Genomic DNA, 19,989 nt, shown 5'->3' with positions numbered 1-19,989 from the left:
CCTCGTGGATCTGCAACTGAAAGACCGCACGGTCCTGGTGACCGGCGGCAGCTCGGGCATCGGCCTGGCCACCGTCGAGCTGCTCCTCGCCGAGCGGGCCAACGTGGTGGCCTGCGCCCGCGACCTGGGCCGGCTAGAGTCCGCGCTGGCACCGTTCGGCGGCGGGGAGCGGCTGGCGGCCATCGCGTGCGATGTCCGCGACACCGCGCAGGTCGAGGCCCTCCTGGCCGCGGCGCGGGAGCGTTTCGGCGGCCTCGACGGGCTGGTCAACAATGCCGGCGGATCCCGGATGAAGCCGCGGTCCGAGGTGACCCTCAACGACTGGCGGGATGAGCTGGACCTGAAGTTCTCCAGCGTCCTCAACACCGTCACCGCCGCGCTGCCGCTCCTGCGGCAGTCGCCGGCGGCGGCGATCGTCAACATCAACGCGGTGCTCGCCCGGCAGCCCGACCCGCGGCTGATCACCACCAGCGCGGCGCGTGCGGGCCTGCTCAACCTCAGCAAGTCGCTCTCCATCGAGCTCGCCGCCGAGGGCATCCGCGTGAACTCCGTCGCGCTCGGCCTGGTCGACACCGGGCAGTGGCGGCGGCGTTATGACGAGTCCGGGGTGGCGGGCACCTATGCCGACTGGGAGGCGGAGATCGCCGCCGACCGGGGCATCGGGCTCGGGCGATTCGGCCGGGCCGAGGAGGTCGCGGCCATGATCGCGATGCTGCTGTCCGCGCGCTCGTCCTATGTCACCGGAGCCACCATCGACGTTGATGGCGGGGTCGGTCGTTATGTCTGAAAAATCAGCTGAAGGGAACGGCGCAATGTCGTCAGTGAAGTCAGTCCAGGGCAATGGCGGAGATCTGCTGGTGCAGGTCCTGCGCGAGGCCGGCGTGGAGACGGTGTTCGGCATCGTCAGCGTGCACAACCAGCCGCTGGTGCAGGCGGTGAGCAAGCACCTGCGGTTCGTCCCGGTGCGGCACGAGGCGACGGCCGTGAGCGCCGCGGACGGCTATGCCCGCGCGACGGGCGGGCTCGGCTGCGCGCTCACCAGCACCGGCACCGGCGCGGGCAACGCGGCCGGCTCACTCATCGAATCGCTCAGCGCGGGCACCTCCGTTCTGCATGTGACGGGCAACGTGGAGAGCCGCTACCTGGGCTCGGGCCGAGGCTTCATCCACGAGACGAAGGACCAGCTCGGCATGCTCGAGGCCGTCTCCGCCTACGCCGCGACGATCCTCGACGCGGAGGGCGCGGGCAAGATCCTGCGGGAGGGCGTCCAGCGCGCGCTCGCCGCGCCGGGCGGTCCCGCGAGCATCGAGTGGCCCATCGACCTGCAGTACGCGCGCCAGGACCTCGAGGCCCAGTCGTCACCCGCCCCCGCCCCGGTCCATCCGGCGCCCGACGCGGCGGCGGCGATCGCGCTGATGCGGGCGGCCAAGCGGCCCGTGATCTGGGCCGGCGGCGGCACCACCTCGGCGGGCCCCGCGCTCGCGGCGCTGCTCGAGACGTGGGGAGCGGCACTGCTCACCAGCAACTCCGGGCGCGGCGCGGTCCCCGAGGACCATCCGCTGTGCATCGGCAACTACGGCAACCTGCCCGGCGGTCGGGCGCTGCTGGCGGACGCCGATCTGATCTTGTCCCTGGGCACCCACTTCCGCTCCAACGAGACCGGCGACTACACCATGCCGGTGCCCGCGGTGCACGTGCAGGTGGACCTCGAGGCGCGCGCGATCGGCCGGGTCTACCCCGTCCAGGCTGGTGTCCTATCCGACGTCGGCGAGTTCCTGGCGCTGGCGGCCGCGGCAAACTTGGGCGCCGCCGACCCCGAGTGGACTGACCGGGCCCGACGCGTGCGGGAGGAGGTGCGGGCCGCTCAGCGCGCGGGCCTCGGCGATCACGCGGTCCTGTGCGACGCCGTCCGCGCGGCGCTGCCGAAGGACGCCGTGATCGCCCGCGACGTCACCATCGCGTCGAGCTCCTGGGGCAACCGGCTCCTGCCGATCCACGACCCCAAGACCAATGTGTTCCCCCGGGGCGGGGGCATCGGGCAGGGCCTGGGCATGGCGCTCGGCGCGGCCCTGGCCGACGAGACCCGGCCCACGCTCGGGCTCGTCGGCGACGGCGGGCTGGCCGTGCACTTCGGCGAGTTGCTCACCATGGCGCAGGAGAAGCCGTGGCTGGTGCTGCTGGTGTGCAACGACGGCGGCTACGGGGTGCTACGGAACATGCAGCGCGGCAGCGGTTCTGGCAGTCCGGCGGAGACCTACGCGGTGGACCTCGTGACGCCCGACTTCGCGCTGCTGTCACAGGCGCTGGGCCTGCCGTATCGGCGGATCGGCGGGGCCGCAGAGGCGCACGAGGTGCTCGCCGAGGCCGTCGCGCTGCGGGGGCCGGTGATCGTGGAGGTGGACCTGGCCGCCTACGGGGAGATGCCGACTCCGTTCACCCCGCCCGTCACCGTGCCGGAGGTGAACTGATGGACATCGCGGTGTGCGGCGGGGGCATCGGGGGCCTCACCGCCGCGATCGCACTGCGCCAGGCCGGTATCGAGGTGGACGTCTACGAGCAGACGAGCCGGTTCGCCCGGGTCGGCGCGGACATCAACCTCACGCCCAATGCCGTCCGCGCGCTCGACGGGCTGGGGCTGGGGCCGATGCTGCGCGCGAACGCGGCCCGGCCCCAGTTCCGGATCAGCCGCGACGGCCGCACCGGGGCGGAGACCTCCCGCATCCCCATGGGCGCGGACCCCGACGAGCGCTACGGCGCGCCGCAGCTGACCCTGCACCGCGGCGATCTGATGGCCGCGCTCGAGGCCTTGGTCCCGCCCGAGCGCCTGCACCTGGGAAAGCGGGTGGCGGGCGTCGAGTGCGGGCCCGGCTCTGGACCGGCGGTCTCCTTCACCGACGGGACCAGCGTCGCTGCCGACCTCGTGATCGGTGCCGACGGCATCCACTCCGCGGTGCGGACCGCGATGTTCGGCCCCGAGCACCCGGACTTCACCGGGGTGGTCGCGTTCCGGGCGGTGGTGCCGGCGGCACGCGTGGCCGGCACGCCGGGCCTCGATTCCTTCACGAAGTGGTGGGGACCGGACCCGGACACGCAGATCGTCGTGTTCCCCCTGAGTCGGGGCGAGGAGATATTCATCTTCGCGACCTGCGCGCAGGAGGAGTGGACCGAGGAGTCCTGGACTTCGCCCGGCAGCGTCGCGGAGCTGCGCGAGCTGTACCGCGGCTTCCACCCGGAGGCCCGGGGACTGCTCGACGCGTGCGACGAGGTGCTCAAATCCGCTCTCTACGTGCGTGATCCGCTGCCGCAGTGGTCGCGGGGCCACGTCACCCTGCTCGGCGACGCGTGCCATCCGATGATGCCGTTCATGGCGCAGGGCGCAGGCCAGGCGATCGAGGACGCGGTGGTGCTGGCCCGCTGCCTGATCGAGCACGCGGACCGCGCCGAGGCGCTGCGCGTCTACGAGCTGGCGCGTCGAGAGCGGGCGGACAGGATCCAGCGGGGCTCGCGCTCGAACGACTGGCTCAAGTCCGCCGGCAACGGGGATTGGGTGTACGGCTACGACGCCTGGCACACGCCGCTGCCCACGCACTAGCGGCGGTCCACCGAATTCCACCTTGGTAGTGACACAGATCATATCTTAGTGCTAAAGTATTAAGCACCAAGGTATTGAACGTTAAGGCAATGGCGCTGGGAGCGCTCGTTCCAAAGGAGTTGTCATCCGATGTCCATGCAATCCACCACACGTGAGCTGCTGATCCGGCAGATGCGATGGGAGTCCGAGGACGTCCTGTCGCTGCGCCTCGAGGCCACCGGCGATGCGGCGCTGTCGCACTGGGAGCCGGGCGCGCACCTCGACATCCACCTGGACCAGCAGTTCGGCAGCAGCCTCGTCCGGCAGTACTCGCTGTGCGGGGACCCTGATGAGAAGGCCACGTACCGCATCGCGGTCCTGCGTGAGCGGGACGGGGGGCGCGGCGGATCTCGGCACGTGCATGAGCGGCTGCGGCCGGGCCAGCGGATCCAGGCCAGCGAGCCACGCAACAACTTCGAGCTCCTCGACTCGCCGAAGTACCTCTTCATCGCCGGCGGCATCGGCATCACGCCCATCCTGTCGATGGTGGCCGAAGCACAGCGCCGGGGCGCGGACTGGCAGCTCCACTACGGCGGGCGCACCCACGCCTCGATGGCCTTCCTGGACGAGCTGCGGTGCTACGGCGACCGCGTCCGCCTGGTGGCCCAAGACGTCGAAGGACCCCTGGACCTCGACCGGCTGCTCGGCGCGGCGGCCGCAGACACCCTCGTCTACACCTGCGGGCCCGCGGGCCTGCTGGACGCCGTCGAGGAGCGCGGCGCCGGCTGGCCGGACGGGTCGATCCGGCTCGAGCGCTTCGCGCCCAAGGAGGCCGAGGGGCGCGACGGCGCGGAGAAATCGGTGCGCGTGGTCCTCGAGAAGACCGGGATCGCGCTGACCGTCGGGCCCGATCAGTCGATCCTCGACGCGCTCGAGGTCTCCGGCGTCGACGTGTCGAACTCCTGCCGCGAGGGCATCTGCGGCACCTGCGAGACCCGCGTGTTGTGCGGGACCCCGGACCACCGGGACTCGCTGCTCTCCAGCAGCGAACAGGCGTCCGGGAAAACCATGATGATCTGCGTTTCCCGCGCATTGACAGACGAACTCGTACTCGACATCTAGGAGTGAGTGGAATGACGCTTTACCTGCAAGAGATCCAGACGCGAACGGCGCCGCCCACTCCATATGAGGAGAAGCTGGCGGGCGCGATAGAGGAGGTCTTCGGCACCGGCGTGCATGACCTCGAGGGCGTGGTCTCCGGGCTCAACGGGATGGGCATGCACAGCCCGGCCGGAGAGCCGTGGGACGCGGACAGTTTCACAACCGAGATCCACCGGATGGGGGCTTGATCATGGCGAATCATTACGTGCAGAGGGATCTGACCGCGGAGGACATTTTCAACACCGGACTTCGCGACCAGTGGTACGCGATCTGCCCGTCGACCTTCGTCGAGCGCGGCGCGATGCAGAAGGTCACCCGTTGGGGCCTGGACTGGCTGCTCTTCCGCAAATCCGACGGTGAGATCCGCATGCTCGCCGACCGCTGCCCCCACCGCGGCGCACCGCTCTCGCAGGGCATGCACCTGGGGGATCGCATTGTGTGCCGCTACCACGGGGTGCAGGTCGACGGCGGCGGCACCGTCGTCAAGGTGCCCGGCATGCCCGGCTGCAACATGGAGGGCCAGCAACTCGTCACGAGCCTGCCCACCCGCGAGGTCGGCGGGGTCATCTTGGCCTTCTTCGCCAGCGCACCCGACTCGCAGCCCGTAGAGCTGGGGATCCCTGACCCCCTCGCGGACCCCGAGGTCTCCAGCTTCCTCAGCTACATGGAGTGGAAGGCACCCTGGCGCTATGCCCTCGAGAACCTCCTAGACCCGATGCACGGCGCCTACCTGCACGCGGACTCGCACTCGATGTCCGGTGGCGAGACCTCCGCCCGCTTCCGGATCCGGGAGACTGACCGCGGCTTTTTCTTCGAGAAGACCGACCAGCGGGGCAAGAACTTCGACTGGGTCGAGTATTGCCGGACCGGCGCGGACTGGGTGGACCTGGAGATCCCGTACCCCGCCAGCGCCGGCCCGGGCGGTGGGTTCGGCATTATCGGCATGGCGACGCCGATCGACGCGGAGACCACCGCGGTGTTCTTCTGGCGCTATCGGCGGGTGGAGGGCTGGGAGCGCGACGTGTGGCGCTTCCTGTACCGGACCACGATTGAGGCCCGCCACTGGGCGGTCGTCGAGCAAGACCGCGTGATGCTCGAGGCGATGGCGCTCGACGCCGACCAGGCCGAGAACCTCTACCAGCATGACCTGGGCGTGATCAGGCTGCGACGGCTCTATCGCGGGCAGGCGGAGGAGCAGGCGAAGGCGCTGCTGGACGCGCACGGATAAGCCGCCCAGTGCTGGGCGGCGCGGGGTGCGGGCGGGGTCTCCAGGTCAGGAGGCCCCGCCCGTCTCTGCGTCGATGGAGCGCTCGAGGAGGGACAGCAGCCGGGCGAGCTCCGCGGACTCGCCCTGGTTCAGCCCCGCGAGGAGCTTGGACTCGTTGGTGAAGTGGGCGCCCGCGACGGCGTCGATGACCTTCAGGCCCTCCGGGGTGAGCTGGGTGTAGACGATGCGCCGGTCCTCCGCGTCGCGCTCCCGGATCACCAGCCCGGCCTTCTCCAGGCGGTCCACCCGCAGCGTGATGCCGCCCGTGGTGACCAGGGAGGTCGACGCGAGCTGGCCGGCGGTCATGCGGTACGGCGCGCCGGAGCGGCGCAGCGCGGCGAGGACATCGAACGACGCCATGTTGATGTTGTGCGCGTCGAAGAGGACGTTTAGCGCGGAGTGGTAGCGCAGGTAGACCCGGTGCAGGCGGCCGAACACCTGCAGCGGGGAGACGTCGATGTCGGGCCGTTGTGCCGCCCACTGGTCGACGATGTCGTCCACCGCGTCCCGCTTGGTCAGGGAAGAGTCTCTATCGATGGCACCGTTGGACATTTCACGTCCTCATCTAAGGAGGCGGTCGCAGGGCAGAACCCCGGCCGCCTGCTGTGCAACAACTGAAAGGCTCAGCTATTGAGCACAAAGATATCGGGCGGACGGGGCGCTGTCACGTCTATAGCCGCGGTTTCCCCGGCCGGGAATTCGCGTGCCGGATCGAGGCGGTCCGATTACGCGTTGGGTAGCGAGGCGATCGCATCGATTTCGACCGTGGCCCCGTACGGAAGGGCGTTCACCTCGAGGAAGGTGCGGGCCGGCCGCGGGTGGACGAAGAGGCGCTCGAACTGCCGATTGGCCTCCTCACGGAGCGTGACATCGGTGACGAAGTAGGTGAGCTTGGCGACGTCGGCCAGGGTGCCGCCGACGGTGGCCAGGCGTTCGGCCATGCGGTCGATGGCGGCGTCGAGGGCCTCGGCGCGGCCGGGCACCGCGATGCCGTCGCTGTCGATGGACAGGGCGCCGGACACGAAAGCGAGATTGCCGACGGCGACGGCCGGGCTGTACGGGTGCGGGTCGGCGGAGGTGGATGCGGTCATTGTGGGCTCAATTCTGGAGGCGGGCCTCCGTGGCGGGAGAGTGCACGATGAGTCGGCTCGACTCGGTACCGGTGAAACCATTCTACGATAAATATCTTAGTGGTCAAGTAATTTTCCGAGTTCTCGAACTACATCACTCTGCCTGGGTGAAATGTGTCGATAATCACTCGACATGGAAGCTCCGGTGATAATCTCCCTTTCGCGATAGGGGGTCGCACGGGGAGGGGGAGGCATGTCTAGTCCATTATTCGATCTGGTGGTCATTCCCAGGGAGTTGCGGAGATTTAGCAGCGCACTGGCGACCGGCGCCGACGAGGTCGCGGCGCTGGAGGTGGAGGCGCCATTCGCGGCGGCGGCAGCGGCCCTGTTGGGTTCTGAGATCGCCGCTGCCTTGCAGCGAGCTCCGGATCTGGTCAAGGCGGCCTTCGAGGCCGTGGAGGGCCGGCTGCGGGGACTATCCGAAGTGGCGCAGGAGAACGCGGACAGCTTCGAGATGGCCGATGTGTTCCGGGGTGGAAACTGATGCGCCCCACGCTAACTCAGCTGCGTGCGTGGGTGCCGGAGAGCATGATCGCGGCGGCTACGAGGATGGGGCGGCGGGTCGACGAGTTCGACGATTCGATGGACGCGGTCCGGCGGGCGTCGACGGCGGTATCGGAAAGCTGGCGGGGAGTCGCCGCCGAGAGTGCTTGCGGCCGGATGGACGCTGAGTCGACCATCGGGAACCGCATGGCAGTAGCGGGGCTCGAGGTGGTCGAGGCCATCAATCAATCGGTGTCCCGTCTCGAGGCGGTCCGCAAGGAAGCGCTGGCCATCGAGCTGGGTTTGACGTCGATGGGCGTGGACGTCGGTGACAACGGCGAGATTCTCGGCGGTGTGACGCGGCGCGAGGAGCGGGCCCTGGCGTCGAGGCTGGTCGCGGCTCTGGACCGAGTCGACGACGCGGATCGGATGTCGGCTGCGTCTCTGAATGTGGCGCTGCAGCGATTCGCGAACGTGGTGGAGTACGACTCCGGGCACCAATCCTCACGGGAGGAGGTCCTCGCGCGACTGGGGCCAGTCCCCACCGACGCGGCCGCTCTGAGCGACTACTGGCAATCGATCTCGGTCGGCGATCGGGCGGACTTGCTAGTGGCGGATCCGTCGATCGGGTCGAGGCCGGGGATGCCCGCGGCAACGCGTGACTACTTCAACCGGGAGAGGCTCGATGAGCTGGTGGCAGAGGCCACCGCAGAGCGGGATCGATTGGCGGGCGGGGTCGACCGGGGGCCCGGCGTTGGCGGAGGGGGCGGCCCGGATCTCGAATTGGAGAGCGCGAGAATGCGGCTCGCGGGGTATGAGGCCGTAGCCGAGCAAAGGTCAGATCCGCGTGCCTTGCTGTTGGACATCGACGATCGGGGGCACGCCGCCGTCGCGCTCAACAATCCTGACACCGCCACGCACGTGACGACGCTGGTGCCGGGCACCGGGTCGAACCTGACGACGATTGGGGGACTGATGGATCGAGCCGGAAGGATGCTCGACGTCGGTGCGGCCGACTCTCCGAATGCCCGCCACTCGGTGGCCCTCTTTATGGGCTTCGACCCGCCGCCGAACCTCATTGAGGCGGCGGACTCGTCCTATGTCGAGAAGGGCGGGCCGGCGCTGCGGGAATTCCAGTCCGGGCTGCGGGCCTCGCACGTGGGCTCGGACTCCTACAACACGGTGGTGGGGCATAGTATCGGTGCCACGACTGTGGCCTACGCGGCATCTCGTGGGCATTCGCTGGACGCGGACGCGCTGGTGTTTGTGGGGAGCCCCGGATCGACGGTCGGGCACGTCACCGACCTCTCGTTGACGGGGGTGGACCCGAGCGAGATCGGCGACCGGGTGTTCTCGACCAAGGCCCCAGGGGATCTCGTGGGCCTTGTTGGGCACGCGGGTCCCCGCGCGAATGACACGCTCGATGCAGGGGGATGGCTCGCGGGACTGCTCGTGCCGGGGGGCGGCACCGTGTTCGGACAGTTGATGGATCTGACGGGCAATGTCATCGAGTCCGGGTACGACGGGAGCGGGCCGCATGGCGTCGACCCCGCCGACACCGACAGGTTTGGCGGGCGGCGGTTCACCGCGACCTTCGGCGACTCGGGGCGGTCACACGGGATCGACACGGACTCGCACAACGAGTACTGGGACTACGAGGACGGCAGGCCGGTGCCGGCGCTGGACAACATGGGCCGCATCATCTCGGGCCACGGCGGCACGGTCTACTGACAGTGCGGGCGTGGTCAGAGATCCAGGGACAGAGTGCCTCCGCACCGGGACACGCAAATCAGCATGGCGCCGTTCGCGCGCTGGTCGTCGGTGAGGACGCGGTCGCGGTGGTCGACCTCGCCGCGCAGCACCTTGACCTCGCAGGTGTGGCAGAACCCCTGCTGGCAGGAGTACGGGACATCGGGGAGTCGCTCGCGGATGACCTCGAGCGCGGTGCGGTCGGCGGGCACGGTCAACACCTCGCCGGTGCGGGCGAGCTCCACGGTGAACTCCGTGCCATTGACCACGGGCAGGGCGGAGAAGCGCTCGGAGTGGAACTCTGCGGTAGGCGGCACCGCGGCCATCAGCGCGCTCGACATTGCGGTGGGGCCACAGCAGTAGAAGGCCGCATCGGGGTCCGGGCCCACAAGCTCAGCGGCAGAGGGCACGCCGCCCTCGTCGTCGGTGCGGACGGTCACCCGCGGGCCCAAAGCGCGCAGTTCGCCAAGGAACGGCAGGGACTCGGCGGAGCGGCCGGTGTAGATCAGCGACCAGTCCAGGCCCATCCGGTCCGCCAGGCGCACCATCGGCAGGATCGGGGTGATGCCGATGCCGCCGGCGATGAACCGCAGGCTCGTGCCCCCAGTTCCGGACTCACCAGCGCCGAAGTGCCCAGCACCGGTGAACGCGAACGCATTGCGAGGCCCGCGCACGGTGATGTGCGCGCCCACGGGCAGCGCGTGCATCTCGATGGATCCGCCGCCGCCATCGGGCACTCGGCGCACCGCGATCCGATAGGTGTTGCGCTCGAAGGGATCCCCGCACAGGGAGTATTGGCGCAGCCGTCCGGACGGGAGCAGCACGTCGAGGTGCGCGCCGGGCGTCCAGGCGGGGAGTTCCGCACCGTCGGCAGCCTGGAGGACGAGGCTGACGACGTCTTGATCTGCGGCCTCCACGGTGCGTGCGGCGAGGGTCAGGGAGAGATCTGCGGACACGACGCCGTCGGCGGGGCCGCGGCGACGATAGAGCAACGGGGCGGCGGCGAGGAAGCCGTCGGCCAACCGGTTCAGCACGCGCATGGCGCGATCCTGCTCGCGTTTGCCGTACAAATCCGGCGGGGTGGCGGCGGGCACATGGTGTCGGGTGACCATCACACGCCGGCCTTCGCGCCGGGGGAGCTCGCGAGATATGCCACTGCCTGCGCGGTGTTGCCGATGGTCTCGGGGGAGTACCGCGGGTTCACGTACGCGGCGACGGCCGTCGTCATTTTCCACAGCGAAGGCAGCGATCCGCGACGCATCGCGCCCAGGAGCCCGCCCCAGGTGCCGAGTACACCGACCTGGGGCAACGCCGGATCCTGATTGGCGATGAACCGTGTGCCGCGGATCAGCAGGAGGATAAAGGCGGCATACGTGATCGCCATGGCGATGTTGCGGCGGAAGTATCCGACGCCGAAATACTCGGCCACCTCGTGGGCAACGTTGCGGTGCTCGACCTCCTCCGCGCCGTGCCAGCGGAACAGATCGACCATCTTCGGGTGCGCGTTGAACTCGTCCCAACGCGAGTTCAACGCGTAGTCGCCGAGGAACGCCGTCATGTGCTCGATGGCGCCGATGAACGCCAGGCGCTCGACCAGCTGCTGGTGCTGGACGCGAGGGGAGGAGGCGTCGCGGGGGCCGAGAACCTTCCGCATGATGAACTCGGACTGCCGCACATATGGGCGCGGATCCACGCCGTTCGCGTCGAGGAACTCGTAGAGCACCTTGTTGTGCGTCTCGGCGTGCACCGATTCCTGCCCGATGAAGCCGATGACGTCCTCGCGCAGCTTCTCATCGGTGATCAGCGGCAGCGCCTCGGCGTAGGTGGCGCAGAACCAGCGCTCGCCCTCTGGCAGCAGGAGGTTCAGCGCGCTCACGGTGTGCGAGGCGAAGGCCTCGGTAGGCATCCAGTGCAAAGGGACACCGGCCCAGTCGAATTCGACGTTGCGGGCGCGGAGCGCGATCTTGCCGGGATCCACGGCGCTGGGGTTTGGCTGGCTCATGACTTCACTTCCTCGATGAAGGCGGCGGTCCGATGCGCGATGAGGGTGGGGTTGGAGAACGGCAGCCAATGCCCGGTCTTGAGGTCGATGCGGGTGAGCTGCGTGCACCACTGGTCGGCGTCGTCGTAGATGGCGGGGCGCACGGCGATATCGCGGCGGTTCACCAAGAGCTGGACGGGCACCTCGGTATGGCGGTCGCGCGGGTGCAGCACGTGCTGGACGATGTTGGCGCTGTAGATCCGCAGGCCGCTGACCGAGTCCTTATTGAAGGTGGGGGCCAGGTGGATCTGCGCGGCGGGGGTCCCCTCGAGCACGCGCAGGAAGCGGCGCCACACGCCTGGCCGGCCCACGGCACCGAAGAACAGGCGCGGCAGCACGGGCGTCATGAAGAAGGCGGTGTACGCGGAGGAGACAAGCTGTGTGAGCGGCGGCAGGAACTTGCGCTGGGCAAACCGGGCGCGGACCCACTTGCCGAGGTGGTCGAGGTTTGGCCCGGAGACCGACGTGAAGGACGCGATGCGCTCGTGCGCGTCCGGCTCGCACACCGACTCCCAGGCCTGCACCGAGCCCCAGTCATGCGCCAGCACGTGCACGGGGGCGTCGGGGCTGACGGCGTCAAGCACGGCGAAGAGGTCCTTGGACAGCTCCTCGAGGCGGAAGCCCGAGATCTTGTCGGGCACGGTGGACTCCCCATGTCCTCGGGTGTCATAGGTGACGACGCGATAGCGGTCCGCGAGCTGCGGCACGACGCCGTCCCAGAGGTGGTGCGTGTCCGGCCAGCCGTGGACCATCACGATGGTCTCGCCGTCGGGATTGCCCTGCTCGAACACGGCGAGGTCGTACCCGTCGCGGCTGACGGTGCGGCGAATAGGTGCGGCGGGGTTGTCCGCCACATGTAGTTTGGGCTGGCTCACAGGCGCGACTCCGAATCATTCATCTGTTACCGAAAGTAACGTGTAGTTCTCGTGAGCTTGCCGCCCTGGAGGGGGAGTGTCAAGAGATAGCGTTCGGCGACGAGGAGCGGGCCGTCCTCTCCGCGGGGGCTAGCGGTCCTCGGTAGCCAGGATCGCCGCCGCGGTGGCCGCGATGGTCCGGTCTACGTTGCGGGCCAACGCGGTGAGTGCTTCCCGCGCCGCCGGGCCGGGAATCTCCGCGAGGGCCTGGGTGATTCGCAACCGCGTGGGCAGGTCTGCGGTATCGCCCAGTTTGTCCTGCAGGGCCTGGACCACACGGCCTGCCGCGCCGGGTTCCGACGCGACACTGCCCAGTGCCTCGGCGGCCTCGACATCACTGGTGCCCTCGACGATCATCGTCAGCAGCGTGGGCGCCGAATCCGCCTCCTGCCGGGAGCCGAGTGCCAGGGCAGCCCGGTTCCGGACGGTGGCGTCCGCATCGCCGAGCGCGAGCCGCAGAAGGGCTGTGGCCGCAGGGGTGTCGATGGCGGCGATCGCTGCGGAGGCTCGGCGGCGGACCTCGACGGACCCCGACTGCAGGCCGGCCCCCAGCAGCGCGAGCACCTCTTCACCGGACCTCGCCAAAGCCCACCGCAAGGCTCCGGCCACGTTGGGGTCGTCCTCAGTCAACGCGGCCTCGGCCAGTACCGCACCGGGCAGCGGGGTCTGGGACAGCGCCGCCCGCTGCCGATTCGATGCGGACTCAGACTCGTGCCCGCGCAGAAGGGATAGGATCCGCAAGACGTCCGCCCACTCTGCGGGGGCCGTGGCGTCGACGCGTTCGAGTTTCGTGAGCAGGTCCTGCTCGGCCGCGATGCGCTGACGCGTGTGCTGGATCAGGCCGCCGACCAGGTCCGCTGGTGCGAAGCCGGGATCGTCCAGCGCGCTTTTGGCCTCGCCCAAGGACAACCCGAGCGTGCGCAGGCTCTCCACGTGGAAGAGACGACGGAGGTCGTCGGGGGCGTACTCGCGATAGCCGCCGACGGTGCGGCCAGTGGCCGATACCAGTCCCAATGTGTCGTAGTGGCGCAGCATCCGGGTGCTCACGCCGGAGCGCCGTGCGACCTCGCCGATCAGCATCCCGCCTCCTCCCGCTGCACGGCACCCAGGGCCGCCACGCGGTTGGCGATCTCCAGCGCGCTGGCGAACCCGCTGTCGGGGTCCTCGTAGAGCTGCCCGGTGGCCTCCGCATGCGCGCGAACGCGCGGATCGGGACTGGTCGCGGCGGCGTTGAGCACCGGGTGGGCCACCTCGCCGAGTCCCGCCAGCGCGCGACTCAAACTGCGCTGCATCTCGTGGTCGCCCCGGCCGAGTGCGGTGGCCAGATCAGCTGCGAGCGCCGGTTTCTCGGCGGCCGGGACGAGCGCCGCGGCGGCCCGCCACGCGCTGCGCGCGACCTCGTCATCGGCGTCGTGCAGCAGCGCCGCCGCCGCGGGCCACGCGCGCGGATCCCCAATCTTGGACAGGGTGTGCAGCGCCTGGCTGCGGGCCTGCGCGGTGTCCGAGCCGAGCTCGCGGATCAGCCGCAAGACCGTGCTCTCCGCGGGGAGACGGCAGAGGGCCCAGGTGAGCATGTCGCGGACGTAGAAGTCCGGCTCCACGGCGCATCGGGCGATCAGCGTGTCCGCGAGGCGGGCGTCGGGATAGGTGCCGGCGGTCAGGGCCGCGTGCAGTCGATCCGACGATGTGGGCGCGGCGAGGTTGTTCTTGGTTGCAGTCACGACAACCACCTCCTTCACCGACCATTCGACACCTTGTCACTGTGTCAGGGGCAAGTATTCGCCTGTGTTGCCGCAGGAGTGCCAAAAACGTCGAGCGGGCAGATTCTGGGGTTTCGCGTTGGGCCCCGGCGCGTCTGCCCGCCCGGCGCAGGGCTGGGGAAGGGCAATAGTGAGCGCGGCCTGCTGCTATCTTGAGCGCAGTGACTTCCATGATTCGTCTGTGAACTAGATCCAGACCGCGTATCCGGCCCTGAACGGCCGTTGTGCGCCGCGCCTGCGCGCGGTGGTGATTCCGTGTGCCTCGGGAGGGAACCCCAGTGTGGGTTCCCCGCTTCCGCCCCACATCGGAACCACTCCCTGGAGCTCACATGCCTGCCCCATCCCTCCGCCGCGCTGACCTGCGCGCGGATTGCTCTCACTGCTTCGCCCTGTGCTGCACCGCCCTGGGCTTTTCGAGGTCGGCGGACTTTCCCGTGGACAAGCCCGCGGGCACGCCCTGCCCAAATCTGACGCCGGCATACTCCTGCGGAATCCACGAGAGCCTGCGCGGACGCGGCTATCGCGGCTGCATCAGCTTCGATTGCCTGGGCGCGGGCCAAACCGTGTCCCAGCGGCTGTTCGCCGGCGTCGGCTGGCGAGAGAGGCCCCAGACCCGAGGGCAGATGTTCGCCGCCTTCGCGGTGGTCACCCAGGTGCACGAGATGGCCTGGCACCTCCTCGAGGCCCAGTCCCGCGCATACGACCGGGACCTCGTCCGCCGGGCGCAGGCGCACCTCGAGACCATCGCGGCGCTCACGGGCGGAAGCGCCGAGGAACTGCTCGCGGCCGACATCGCGGCGCTGCACGCGGACGTCCGGACAGTGCTCATGGCGGTGAGCGCGGAGATCCGGTCGTCCTACGAAGCCGACGGCTCGCAAAGCTTGTCGAAGGATCTGGCGGGAGCGGACCTGCGTGGGCAGAGTCTGTGCGGGGCAGATCTGCGCGGAGCCTGCCTGATCGCGGCAGATCTGCGCGGGTGCGACCTCACTGCGGTGGACCTGCTGGGCGCGGACCTGCGCGATGTCCGCATCGAGGGTGCCGATCTCTCTCGCGCGCTGTATCTGACGCAGTCCCAAGCCAACTCGAGCCGCGGCGATGCACGCACGCGCCTGCCCGAGGGAGTGGACACGCCCGGGCATTGGTGACGGGCCCCGGCTCACGAGCCCAGATTCACGAACCCGGCCGCATGTGTCACCAGGTGCGCGTGCAGCAGCGTGGTGGCGGCCGTCGGGCGGTGGCGCCCAGTGGTGAGCCCCACGGCGCGGTCGCGGACGCCCGTGAGTGGGATCCCCACTAGATCCGGTCGCGGGGTCTCGCCGGCCGGTAGCAGAGCGATGCCGAGGCCCTGCGCGGCTAGCTCGCGAATGGTCTCGAACTCGCTGATCTCGAAGCCGACACGTGGGGTGAAACCTGCCTCGGCGCACCAGGTGTCGAGCAGCATTCGCAGGTGGAAGCTGGGCGGGCTGGCAATGAAGGGCTCCTCCACGAGCTCGGCCAGGTCGACGCGTGTGCGGCCGGCGAGGGGGTGGCCAAGTGCGACGTGGGCCAGGATCCGCTGGCGGCCGAGCATCGTGAACGGCAGGTCCGCGGGCGGGGGAATGGTCACGGCGAGGTCGAGGCTGCCATCGCGCACCATCTCAGCGAGGGCCTCGCCGTGCGCCTGGGTCAGGTGCAGCCGGATGCCGGGCGCCGACGCGTGGAAGTGCGCGAGCGTCGAGGGAATGCTGACGGGGCCCAGGGTCAGGGGGAACCCGAAGCGGACGCGGCCGTGCGCGGGGTCGGCGTCGGCGCGCACCTCGTCGATCGCGTCATCGAGCTGCCGGAGCAGTCCGGCAGTCCGCTCGTGCAGGTCGCGGCCCTGGACGGTGAGGGCCACGCGTCGGCCCACGGGCTGGAACAGTTGCACGCCGAGTGCCCGCTCGAGCGCCTTGAGCCGTCGGCTGATGGAGGACTGCGGGACCTCCAGGAGCTCCGCGGCGCGCGTGATGTGGCCCTCGCGGGCGGCCGCGTCGAAGGCGGCGAGCAGTGGGGCGACCTCGCCGAGACCGCCGGCTAATTGATCCATATCTGCATCGTAAACCCATCTAAATATCATTGGACGGATTGAATGGTGGGGCGCACGATGGGTTCACAACCAGCCGAGAGGGGCGATCCTGATGCGAACCACCACGAGCGTGACCGGGGATGCCAGTGTGCGGGACGTAGTGCTGATCGGCGGGGGCATCATGTCCGCCACGCTTGGCGCGATGCTGGCGCGGCTGGAGCCGGATTGGTCCATCACGATGCTCGAGCGTCTCGGTGAGCTGGCGGGTGAGAGCTCCGGCGCGTGGAATAACGCGGGCACCGGGCACTCGGGGCTGTGCGAGCTGAATTACATGCCGGACCCGGACAACGGCTCGCAGGCCGAGGACATCGCGCGCCAGTTCCACCAGAGCCGCCAGTTCTGGGCCTCGCTGGCCGCGGCGGGGGACCTCACGACCAGCTTCATCAACCCCACGCCGCACATGGATGTGGTCTTCGGCGAGCCGGACGTCGAGTATCTGCGCCGCCGCCACCAGCGCCTGCAGGGCTCCCCGCTGTTCTCGGCGATGGAGTTCAGCACCGACCCCGCAGTGATTGGCGAGTGGGCGCCGCTGCTGATGGCCGGACGTAAGCCGGGGCAGGCCATCGCGGCGAACCGCTACGCCGCGGCCACCGACGTGGACTTCGGCGCGCTGACCACGGAGCTGGCGCGGGCCTCCGGGGCGCAGGTGGCGCTGCGGCACGAGGTGAGCGGGCTCAAGCGCGGCTCGGATGGGCTGTGGACGGTGACTGGACGAGAACTGGAGAGCGGCACGAGATTCCGGCTGCGCTCGCGGTTCGTGTTCGTCGGGGCCGGCGGCTACGCGCTCAAGCTCTTGCAGAAGGCGCGGATCCCGGAGGTGCGTGGCTACGGGGTGTTCCCGCTGGGCGCCCAGTTCCTGCGCACGGAGAACCCCGAGGTGGTCGCGCGGCACGAGGCGAAGGTTTACAGCCAGGTCGATGTGGGCGCGCCGCCGATGTCGGTGCCGCACCTGGACCGCCGGGAGGTCGACGGCGTCTCGGCGCTCATGTTCGGCCCCTACGCCACCTTCAGCACCCGGCTGCTCAAGCACGGCAAGCTGATCGACCTGTTCACGACCATCCGGCCCGGCAACATTGTTGCGCTGCTGGCGGTCGGCCTCCAGAATCTGGCACTCGTCCGCTACCTCGTGGGACAGCTGCTGGCGTCGCCGAGTAAAAAGTTCCGCCAGCTCGCGCGTTTCTACCCAGAGGCCGATCCACGGGACTGGGAGATGGTGCAGGCCGGCCAGCGCGCGCAGCTGATCAAGCCGGACCGCAAGCGTGGGGGAGTGTTGATGTTCGGCACGGAGCTTGTCACCGGCGCGAACGGCACCATCGCGGGACTGCTCGGTGCCTCGCCGGGCGCGTCGATCGCTCCGTCGGCCATGGCCGACCTGCTGGGCCAGTGTTTCCCCCGGGACTACGGCCGCTGGGCACCGGCCTTGCAGCAGCTCCTGCCCAGCCTGGACACCGCAGACCAGGGGAAGGTCGACGCCGCGCTGGCGGGCACGGCTCGGGAGCTGGGGCTCGGATAGCGCTGCCGCTGCCAGCGCCGGAGCTGAACCCGAGGATTGGACTGGACGTGCAAGTTGTAGTTGGACGTCTAGTGCAATCCTCAATTACCGGAATCTCTGTACACATCGTGTGGTTATGCAAACTTGTTACTCATGAGTTAACTTGCTCACGGAACCTCTGCTGGGCGAGCAAAGTCACAAGCGGGGGACGCGAGCAATGTGAGCAGAGGGAGCAGACGATGCGTCGTCGCAAGTTCAGGACCGTTCTTGCCGCGCCTGCGGCGGTGATCGCACTGGGCGTGGGGCTGTTGACCCCCGCCGGCGCGGCCCCGTCAATTACCGCGACAGACACCGCCCAGCCCGAAGGCGGGGCGGCCGGCGCCGCGTGGACTGCCACGCACGACGGCCCGCAGCAGTACCCGGGCGTGCACGTCGAGTGGGACGTGCCGATCACGATGAGCGATGGCACCGTCCTCAAGTCGAACGTCTATCGCCCCGCGGACGCATCGGGTAATCCCGTCGACGTCCAGACGCCCGTCATCGTCAACATGACCCCGTACACCAAGCTCGTCTCGGCTGTCGCCAACGCGGCGGTCTCAATGCCCGAGCTCATAGACCCCGTCATGGAGTTCACGCGCAGCCTCAACCCGGACGCGAAGCCGTTCACCGGGATCACCGAGCTGGTCAAGGCCGTCAACGGCGGCGGGCTGCGCACGTTCACCATCGATCAGGAGTTGGTCAAGAGCGGCTACGCGCAGGTGGTCGTGGACGTCCGCGGCACCGGCTTCTCGCAGGGCGTCTGGCAGGTGCTGCAGGAGCGCGAACAGCAGGACACCGTGGAGGTCATCAGTTGGGCTGCGGCCCAGGGCTTCTCCAATGGCAAGGTCGGCATGAGCGGGGTCTCTTACTCGGCTATCAACCAGATGCAGGCGGCCTCGAAGAACCCCGCGGCGCTGCAGGCGATTTTCCCCGTGGAGCCTGGCGGCGACTTGCTGCGCGACGTCGTCGCCCCCGGCGGCGGCCTCGGCATCGGCTTCATGCCGCTGTGGCTGGGCGCGATCAACGCCACCAAGTTCATCCCGGACGTGCAGGCCATGCTCAAGGGTGAGTTCGACACGACCTGGTGGAACGACCGGCTGGAGTCGCCGTTGACGTTTATGGACCTGCTGTGGGCCGGCGCCACCACCCCGACCGTGGAGTCCATCCCTTCGAACATGGCCGAGCTGCTCGACGACCAGTCCGAGATGCGCAAGGGCTTGATCGTCCACGCGGAGAACATTCAGACCCCCACCATGCTCTACGGCGGCTGGCACGATCTGTTCGTCAACAGCGAGCCGCGGATGTACAACCAGATCCCGCTGCCGCCCGGCGAGAAGCAGCTGATCATGGGCGACACCTACCACCTCAACCCCGGCTCCGCGTTCGGCGAGGCCAACCACCCGCCGCGCCTGGACGTGCTGCAGCGCGCGTGGTTCGACCACTGGCTCAAGGGCATCGACAACGGCATCCAGAACTGGGGCCCGGTCACGATGGACCAGATGGGCGGCGGCTGGATCACCGCGGACTCCTTCCCGCGGGCGGGTATGACGCACCAGCGGCTCTATCTCGACGTCGCATCCTCGGGCACCGCGCCGGGGACCGTGCACGACGGCAGCCTCAACGCTGACGGCATGGGCGCGCCGACCTCGCTGACCATCGCGCCCGGCCTGACCACCCTGTGCTCCCGGGACTCTGCGCAGGAGACCATCGGCGTCGCCGCAGCCTTCGACGCCTGCGGCAACGACTCCCGGCTGGCCGAGACCGGCGCGCTGACCTTCACCAGTGCCCCCGTCGCCGAGGCGACCGAGATCTCCGGCGCGATCAACCTGCGCCTGAACGCCGAGCACGATGCCACCGACGGGTACTGGACCGCGACGCTCAATGATGTTGCGCCCGACGGCACCTCGGTGGTCCTGACCAGCGGGCAGCTCACCTCGTCGCTGCGGGCGATCGATCCCGCCCAGTCCGGCTTCTCCGCGAACGGCGACGTGACCGACCCGTTCTACAAGCTCACCCTGGCCTCGCGCCAGCCCGTGGTGCCCGGCCAGCCGGTGACCCTGGACGTGGGCATGGCGCCGATCGAGGCCATTCTGCAGCCCGGCCACCGCCTGCGGGTCGACGTGTTTGCCGCGAACCTGCCCAAGGGGATGCTGCTGGGGCCGATGCTCAACGAGAGCGGGCTCAAGCCGCAGCGGTTGGTGCTGGATCCGAATCAGCCAAGCTTTGTGAATGTGCCGGTGAGCCGGCGGGTGGGGTAGTCCGATAGCGGTGGCTATGC

General features: G+C 69.2%; 19 protein-coding genes. 11 read left to right on the top strand and 8 right to left on the bottom strand.

The genetic code is table 11. The features are described 5' to 3' along the window. Positions 1 to 4: 4 nt before the first annotated feature. From TBIF_RS09645 to TBIF_RS09620, 6 genes are all read left to right on the top strand, one after another. Entirely contained in the window at positions 5 to 787 is a 783-nt protein-coding gene (locus TBIF_RS09645; RefSeq protein WP_024794607.1) for an SDR family oxidoreductase, read from the top strand. A 25-nt stretch (positions 788 to 812) separates the two neighbouring features. Next, complete coding sequence (locus TBIF_RS09640; RefSeq protein WP_038170547.1) at positions 813 to 2,468, top strand: thiamine pyrophosphate-binding protein; 1,656 nt, start codon at positions 813 to 815, stop codon at positions 2,466 to 2,468. Further along, on the top strand, positions 2,468 to 3,592 hold the full coding sequence (locus TBIF_RS09635; protein WP_038170546.1) for an FAD-dependent monooxygenase: 1,125 nt from the start codon (positions 2,468 to 2,470) through the stop codon (positions 3,590 to 3,592). The genes TBIF_RS09640 and TBIF_RS09635 overlap by 1 nt, the downstream gene beginning before the upstream one ends. 129 nt (positions 3,593 to 3,721) lie before the next feature. Beyond that, positions 3,722 to 4,693 (top strand): PDR/VanB family oxidoreductase, encoded by a 972-nt coding sequence (locus TBIF_RS09630; protein ID WP_024794604.1) that lies wholly within the window; start codon positions 3,722 to 3,724, stop codon positions 4,691 to 4,693. 11 nt (positions 4,694 to 4,704) lie between these two features. Further along, positions 4,705 to 4,920, top strand: coding sequence for a recombinase-like helix-turn-helix domain-containing protein (locus tag TBIF_RS09625; RefSeq protein ID WP_024794603.1), 216 nt, complete (start codon positions 4,705 to 4,707; stop codon positions 4,918 to 4,920). 2 nt (positions 4,921 to 4,922) lie between these two features. Further along, entirely contained in the window at positions 4,923 to 5,960 is a 1,038-nt protein-coding gene (locus tag TBIF_RS09620; RefSeq protein WP_024794602.1) for a Rieske 2Fe-2S domain-containing protein, read from the top strand. A gap of 45 nt (positions 5,961 to 6,005) precedes the next feature. Here TBIF_RS09620 and TBIF_RS09615 read toward each other — a convergent pair whose 3' ends face one another. Beyond that, positions 6,006 to 6,551 (bottom strand): MarR family winged helix-turn-helix transcriptional regulator, encoded by a 546-nt coding sequence (locus TBIF_RS09615; protein WP_051461452.1) that lies wholly within the window; start codon positions 6,549 to 6,551, stop codon positions 6,006 to 6,008. A 173-nt stretch (positions 6,552 to 6,724) separates the two neighbouring features. Continuing rightward, positions 6,725 to 7,090, bottom strand: a complete 366-nt coding sequence (locus TBIF_RS09610) for a RidA family protein (RefSeq protein WP_024794600.1) — start codon at positions 7,088 to 7,090, stop codon at positions 6,725 to 6,727. 232 nt (positions 7,091 to 7,322) lie between these two features. On the opposite strand from TBIF_RS09610, the gene TBIF_RS09605 reads away from it, so the two are divergent. Both TBIF_RS09605 and TBIF_RS09600 read left to right on the top strand, forming a co-directional pair. Next, positions 7,323 to 7,613, top strand: coding sequence for a hypothetical protein (locus TBIF_RS09605; RefSeq protein ID WP_038170543.1), 291 nt, complete (start codon positions 7,323 to 7,325; stop codon positions 7,611 to 7,613). Then, on the top strand, positions 7,613 to 9,343 hold the full coding sequence (locus tag TBIF_RS09600; protein ID WP_024794598.1) for an alpha/beta hydrolase: 1,731 nt from the start codon (positions 7,613 to 7,615) through the stop codon (positions 9,341 to 9,343). Before TBIF_RS09605 ends, TBIF_RS09600 begins: the two co-directional genes overlap by 1 nt. A 14-nt stretch (positions 9,344 to 9,357) precedes the next feature. On the opposite strand, the gene TBIF_RS09595 is transcribed toward TBIF_RS09600, so the two are convergent. From TBIF_RS09595 to TBIF_RS09575, 5 genes are all read right to left on the bottom strand, one after another. Then, positions 9,358 to 10,473 carry a PDR/VanB family oxidoreductase gene (locus TBIF_RS09595; protein ID WP_024794597.1) on the bottom strand — a complete coding sequence of 372 codons (1,116 nt, stop codon included), beginning with the start codon at positions 10,471 to 10,473 and terminating at the stop codon, positions 9,358 to 9,360. After that, entirely contained in the window at positions 10,473 to 11,363 is an 891-nt protein-coding gene (locus TBIF_RS09590) for a metal-dependent hydrolase (RefSeq protein ID WP_038170542.1), read from the bottom strand. Before TBIF_RS09590 ends, TBIF_RS09595 begins: the two co-directional genes overlap by 1 nt. Further along, a complete protein-coding gene (locus TBIF_RS23345; protein ID WP_235174626.1) occupies positions 11,360 to 12,277 on the bottom strand; it encodes an alpha/beta fold hydrolase in 918 nt (305 codons plus the stop codon). The genes TBIF_RS09590 and TBIF_RS23345 overlap by 4 nt, the downstream gene beginning before the upstream one ends. Positions 12,278 to 12,406: 129 nt before the next feature. Next, positions 12,407 to 13,396 (bottom strand): HEAT repeat domain-containing protein, encoded by a 990-nt coding sequence (locus TBIF_RS23340; protein WP_038170541.1) that lies wholly within the window; start codon positions 13,394 to 13,396, stop codon positions 12,407 to 12,409. Beyond that, positions 13,390 to 14,037 (bottom strand): HEAT repeat domain-containing protein, encoded by a 648-nt coding sequence (locus TBIF_RS09575; RefSeq protein WP_235174624.1) that lies wholly within the window; start codon positions 14,035 to 14,037, stop codon positions 13,390 to 13,392. The genes TBIF_RS23340 and TBIF_RS09575 overlap by 7 nt, the downstream gene beginning before the upstream one ends. Before the next feature lie 368 nt (positions 14,038 to 14,405). Between TBIF_RS09575 and TBIF_RS09570 the strand changes: the two genes are divergently transcribed. Continuing rightward, complete coding sequence (locus TBIF_RS09570) at positions 14,406 to 15,221, top strand: pentapeptide repeat-containing protein (protein WP_051461450.1); 816 nt, start codon at positions 14,406 to 14,408, stop codon at positions 15,219 to 15,221. Between the two features lie 11 nt (positions 15,222 to 15,232). On the opposite strand, the gene TBIF_RS09565 is transcribed toward TBIF_RS09570, so the two are convergent. Further along, positions 15,233 to 16,141 carry a LysR family transcriptional regulator gene (locus TBIF_RS09565; RefSeq protein WP_024794593.1) on the bottom strand — a complete coding sequence of 303 codons (909 nt, stop codon included), beginning with the start codon at positions 16,139 to 16,141 and terminating at the stop codon, positions 15,233 to 15,235. A 91-nt stretch (positions 16,142 to 16,232) separates the two neighbouring features. On the opposite strand from TBIF_RS09565, the gene mqo reads away from it, so the two are divergent. Both mqo and TBIF_RS09555 read left to right on the top strand, forming a co-directional pair. After that, entirely contained in the window at positions 16,233 to 17,693 is a 1,461-nt protein-coding gene (mqo, locus tag TBIF_RS09560) for a malate dehydrogenase (quinone) (RefSeq protein WP_024794592.1), read from the top strand. A gap of 218 nt (positions 17,694 to 17,911) precedes the next feature. Further along, positions 17,912 to 19,969: a CocE/NonD family hydrolase gene (locus tag TBIF_RS09555; RefSeq protein WP_038170540.1), complete on the top strand. Its 2,058-nt coding sequence runs from the start codon at positions 17,912 to 17,914 to the stop codon at positions 19,967 to 19,969. The last annotated feature ends 20 nt before the right edge of the window (positions 19,970 to 19,989 follow it).

Origin of the sequence: Tomitella biformata AHU 1821 (assembly GCF_000524475.1) — a bacterium.
GTDB classification, from domain to species: Bacteria; Actinomycetota; Actinomycetes; order Mycobacteriales; family Mycobacteriaceae; genus Tomitella; species Tomitella biformata.
Note: the sequence above shows the minus strand (reverse complement) of the source record. Positions and strands in the feature narration are given on the sequence as shown.

Excerpts from the sequence above, each read along its gene's own strand:
- TBIF_RS09620 (WP_024794602.1), top strand. The coding sequence starts at position 4,923 with ATGGCGAATCATTACGTGCAGAGGGATCTGACCGCGGAGGACATTTTC.
- TBIF_RS09555 (WP_038170540.1), top strand. The coding sequence starts at position 17,912 with ATGCGTCGTCGCAAGTTCAGGACCGTTCTTGCCGCGCCTGCGGCGGTG.
- TBIF_RS09600 (WP_024794598.1), top strand. The coding sequence starts at position 7,613 with ATGCGCCCCACGCTAACTCAGCTGCGTGCGTGGGTGCCGGAGAGCATG.
- TBIF_RS09570 (WP_051461450.1), top strand. The coding sequence starts at position 14,406 with ATGCCTGCCCCATCCCTCCGCCGCGCTGACCTGCGCGCGGATTGCTCT.
- mqo (WP_024794592.1), top strand. The coding sequence starts at position 16,233 with ATGCGAACCACCACGAGCGTGACCGGGGATGCCAGTGTGCGGGACGTA.
- TBIF_RS09595 (WP_024794597.1), bottom strand. The coding sequence starts at position 10,473 with ATGGTCACCCGACACCATGTGCCCGCCGCCACCCCGCCGGATTTGTAC.
- TBIF_RS23340 (WP_038170541.1), bottom strand. The coding sequence starts at position 13,396 with ATGCTGATCGGCGAGGTCGCACGGCGCTCCGGCGTGAGCACCCGGATG.
- TBIF_RS09640 (WP_038170547.1), top strand. The coding sequence starts at position 813 with ATGTCGTCAGTGAAGTCAGTCCAGGGCAATGGCGGAGATCTGCTGGTG.
- TBIF_RS09625 (WP_024794603.1), top strand. The coding sequence starts at position 4,705 with ATGACGCTTTACCTGCAAGAGATCCAGACGCGAACGGCGCCGCCCACT.
- TBIF_RS09615 (WP_051461452.1), bottom strand. The coding sequence starts at position 6,551 with ATGTCCAACGGTGCCATCGATAGAGACTCTTCCCTGACCAAGCGGGAC.
- TBIF_RS09630 (WP_024794604.1), top strand. The coding sequence starts at position 3,722 with ATGTCCATGCAATCCACCACACGTGAGCTGCTGATCCGGCAGATGCGA.
- TBIF_RS09565 (WP_024794593.1), bottom strand. The coding sequence starts at position 16,141 with ATGGATCAATTAGCCGGCGGTCTCGGCGAGGTCGCCCCACTGCTCGCC.
- TBIF_RS09590 (WP_038170542.1), bottom strand. The coding sequence starts at position 11,363 with ATGAGCCAGCCAAACCCCAGCGCCGTGGATCCCGGCAAGATCGCGCTC.
- TBIF_RS09610 (WP_024794600.1), bottom strand. The coding sequence starts at position 7,090 with ATGACCGCATCCACCTCCGCCGACCCGCACCCGTACAGCCCGGCCGTC.
- TBIF_RS09605 (WP_038170543.1), top strand. The coding sequence starts at position 7,323 with ATGTCTAGTCCATTATTCGATCTGGTGGTCATTCCCAGGGAGTTGCGG.
- TBIF_RS09635 (WP_038170546.1), top strand. The coding sequence starts at position 2,468 with ATGGACATCGCGGTGTGCGGCGGGGGCATCGGGGGCCTCACCGCCGCG.